Annotated in this window: 2 protein-coding genes and 1 pseudogene; 1 reads left to right on the top strand and 2 read right to left on the bottom strand. The window is 40.9% G+C overall.

Going from position 1 to position 3,828, the window contains the following annotated elements:
* Nucleotides 1–126: 126 nt before the first annotated feature.
* Nucleotides 127–456 carry a metal-sensing transcriptional repressor gene (locus ACLTL4_RS11065; protein ID WP_022119731.1) on the bottom strand — a complete coding sequence of 110 codons (330 nt, stop codon included), beginning with the start codon at nucleotides 454–456 and terminating at the stop codon, nucleotides 127–129.
* A gap of 248 nt (nucleotides 457–704) precedes the next feature.
* Nucleotides 705–1,973 carry a M18 family aminopeptidase gene (locus ACLTL4_RS11060; protein WP_412290438.1) on the bottom strand — a complete coding sequence of 423 codons (1,269 nt, stop codon included), beginning with the start codon at nucleotides 1,971–1,973 and terminating at the stop codon, nucleotides 705–707.
* Between the two features lie 399 nt (nucleotides 1,974–2,372).
* Here ACLTL4_RS11060 and ACLTL4_RS11055 point away from each other — a divergent pair.
* Nucleotides 2,373–3,447, top strand: a pseudogene (locus ACLTL4_RS11055) (IS256 family transposase).
* The last annotated feature ends 381 nt before the right edge of the window (nucleotides 3,448–3,828 follow it).

The following is a 3,828-nucleotide window of genomic DNA, read 5'->3' as shown; positions in this document are numbered from 1 at the left end:
AATTCAACAGTTATTTATATACTTTTATAAGTTTTATTCAGCTGTTCTTTACCTCCTAATGTTTTGCCTGGTGTCAGGATCAAAAGATATTATACGAAAAACTTTCGTATTTTTCTTATCCTGTCATCATTTCATAAGTTTCTTCAGAAGATCCACCAGCTCATCAATCGCTTCGTCTTTTCCATTGCGGATGTCCTCTGCCACGCAGGTATGGATATGATTGGACAGCAGGACTTTATTGAAACTGTTGAGTGCAGAATTGATCGCCGAAACCTGTACCAGAATATCGGCACAGTAGGCATCTTTTTCCAACATTCCTCTCACACCGCGAACCTGCCCTTCGATGCGGCTTAAACGATTGATCAGATCTTTATATTCTTTTTCTGAGCGTTCCTTTTTTCGCTCAGAACACTGACAGCAGCATGTTTTTTCTATCTGTTCCCTGTTTTCTTCCATTTCATTCACTTCCTTTTCTTATATACCCCTATTAGGTATTTTTCGTATTGCATTATATACCCCCATGGTGTATTTTTCAAGTCCTTTTCCTGAAAAAATTTATGCATTAACGGATATCAGGATATAAAGAATGAACATTCATGTAAAGCTCACAGAGCTTCGCATTGCTCATGTCACGCAAAAAAGGCAGGATTTCTCCCGCCTGTTTTTTGTCTGAATTCTTTATTTTGATACCTGTTCTGTTTTGCTTATATGAAAAATTCTTCCGCTGCTCTGATAAAACTTCCGGTATCTTCCACACCGGCTGTCTCATACGGAGAATGCATCGCAAGCTGCGGAAGTCCGATATCTACCGTATTCATCGGTACCTGCGTATTCGAAATATTTCCAAGGGTCGATCCGCCCGGCACATCGGAGCGATTCACAAAGGTCTGGTATTTTACGCCTGCCCGGTCACAGAGATCCTTGAATTTTGCCGCTGACACCGCATCGGTACAGTATTTCTGGTTGGCATTGTATTTGATGACAATTCCGCCGTTTGGCAGCGGCCGGTTCACCGGATCTGCCTTTTCTATGTAATTTGGATGCAGTGCATGGGCATTATCCGCCGAGATCATAAAACTGCCTGCCAGCGTCATCAGATATTCTTCATACGTTCTGCCAAGGCCATCGTTGATCCTTCGAAGCGTATCTTTTAAGAAAGTAGAAGCTGCCCCCTGCTTTGTTCCGCTTCCGACTTCTTCGTTATCCAGAACACAGTGCACCGCAATGCTCTCCTCGTGCTTTCCGGCAAGCATTCCTTCCATCGAAGCAAACGCACACTGCAGGTCATCCAGCCTTGGTGCCGAAACAAATTCTCTGTCTGCACCCCAGATCGTACCCTCCGTCCGATTATAGAGGAACAGATCATGTGCAAGAATATCCTCTGTACTCACTTTAAGTTCTTCTGCAATGATGTTTAAAAGCTCCGGTCTGGAATCTCCGCACCCGAGAAGCGGCAGCAGATCTTTCTGCGGATTGTAAGACACGCCTTTGTTTGCCTCCCGGTTCATGTGGATTGCCAGACTTGGGATCATGACCAGATCCCGGTCGATATTGACCAGTTCCTCTTTCAGACTGCCGTCACGCCTTACAACCACTCTGCCCGCTACCGACAGCGGCCGGTCAAACCACGGTGCCATCAGCATACCGCCATATCCTTCCACATTCAGTTTTGTGTAGGCATTTTCTACCCGCATTTCCGGATTTTCCTTGATCTTAAAAGCCGGAGAATCGCTGTGGCTGGCGATAATATGAAACTTCCGACACTCCTTCTTTGGAATCGAAAATGCAATCAATGCCGAATGATTTCTTGTTACGATATATTTCCCGCCCGGCTGTAACTTCCAGTATTCCTGCTCTGAAAGAAGCTGATATCCGTTTTCTGCAAATTTTTTCTCCATCTCTGCCGTTGCCTGAAAAGCCGTCGGACTTTTTTTGATAAAGGCAAGGAGAGATTCTGTTGTTTTGTAATGCATATAGCTACCTCACTGTTTTATCTATTATTTGGAAATTTTTAAAATTTATCTCAAATGAATCTGATAAATAAAATACCACAATATCTGTTAGAATACGCTGTTCAGTTTCTCTTATTATACTGCAACTTCCAAAAATATGAAAGCAGGAGTAATGCGATATATTTCTTCAATTTATAAGTTTTCAGGAAATAAAAACAGTATTTCATCAAGAACAATTTAGTGCAAATAATGTAAAATTCGATTCAATCAAAAAAATATTTAGGAGATGGAATGGTGGTATTTCAATTCACGAGGTCAATTTCTGACAGAAACATAAAACACGAGTGTGTGAAACTTTTTCTGTAAATTAACAAATAATAGGTTCTTCTATGATAAAAAATCATAGGAGGGCCTTTTATTATGGCCAGACAAAAGAAACCGGTACATCGAGTACAAATGACGGAAGGAAAAAGAAATATTATCCACCGGCTTCTTGAAGAGTATGATATTCAAACGGCTGAAGATATTCAGGATGCCCCGAAAGATCTTCTTGGTAGAACAATCAAAGAAATGATGGAAGCCGAAATAGATAACCACCTTGGCTACAAAAAATCATTTCCATGTATGCAAAAGGAATGACTACCCGCCGGATTTCGGAAACGATTGAGGATATTTACGGATTTGAAACATCAGAAGGCTTTATTTCTGATGTAACAGACAATATCCTGTCACATATTAAAGACTGGCAAAATCGCCCGTTAGATGAGGTGTATCCTATTCTCTACATTGATGCGATCCATTACTCTGTTCGTGATAATGGCGTTATCCGCAAACTTGCTGCTTACGTGATTCTTGGCATCAACATGGAAGGAAAAAAAAGGTTCTTACCATTTCAGTAGGCGATAATGAAAGTGCGAAATACTAGCTTTCGGTTATGAACGAATTGAAAAACCGGGGTGTAAAAGATGCTTTGATCATTTGTGCGGATGGACTTACCGGTATAAAAGAAGCGATCACTGCCGCTTTTCCGAAAACGGAATATCAGCGTTGTATCGTACATCAGGTACGAAATACTTTAAAATACGTTCCTGATAAAGACAGAAAAGCATTTGCCACAGATTTAAAAACGATTTACCAGGCTGCTGATGAAAAGAAAGCTCTGGCCGCATTAGACAGAGTAACAGAAAAATGGGCACCAAAATATCCGAATTCCATGAAACGCTGGAAGGATAACCGGGATGCAATTTCACCTATTTTCAAGTTTTCAGCAACGGTCAGAAAGGTAATCTATACGACAAATGCCATTGAATCCCTGAATTCCACATATCGTAAGCTGAACCGTCAGAGAAGCGTTTTTTCGAGTGATACAGCACTCCTAAAAGCATTATACCTTGCTACTTTTAAAGCAACGAAAAAATGGACAACAACGGTTCGCAACCGGGCACAGGTATATGGGGAACTGAGTATTATGTATGAAGGACGCCTGCCCGAATAGGCGACTCAGAATATAGCAAGACCGGCGGATTTTTCGCCTGCTCTTGACATACAAATTTATAGCTGTTATATATAAAACAAGAGCGAAAAGCTCAATAAATAAACTTTTCGCCTTGCATTATCATAGAAGAATCTTACTTACAGACTTTTCTTTATAGTCTCTAAAACACTACTCCAGCAGATATTTCAATTCACACGCCCCTTACGGGACGTGACAATATGATGGCGATTATCTTGAATATTCATTAAATTTCTACTCACACGCCCCTTACGGGACGTGACTTAATACCTAGTGCGTTCATCAGAAAAACTGCCGCATTTCTACTCACTGGTGCTAGAATATAAATAGTACAAGCCAAAATGAGAAATTCCAAATACACAT

Source organism: Hominisplanchenecus sp. (assembly GCF_046967715.1).
Lineage (GTDB): Bacteria > Bacillota > Clostridia > Lachnospirales > Lachnospiraceae > Hominisplanchenecus > Hominisplanchenecus faecis.
Note: the sequence above shows the minus strand (reverse complement) of the source record. Positions and strands in the feature narration are given on the sequence as shown.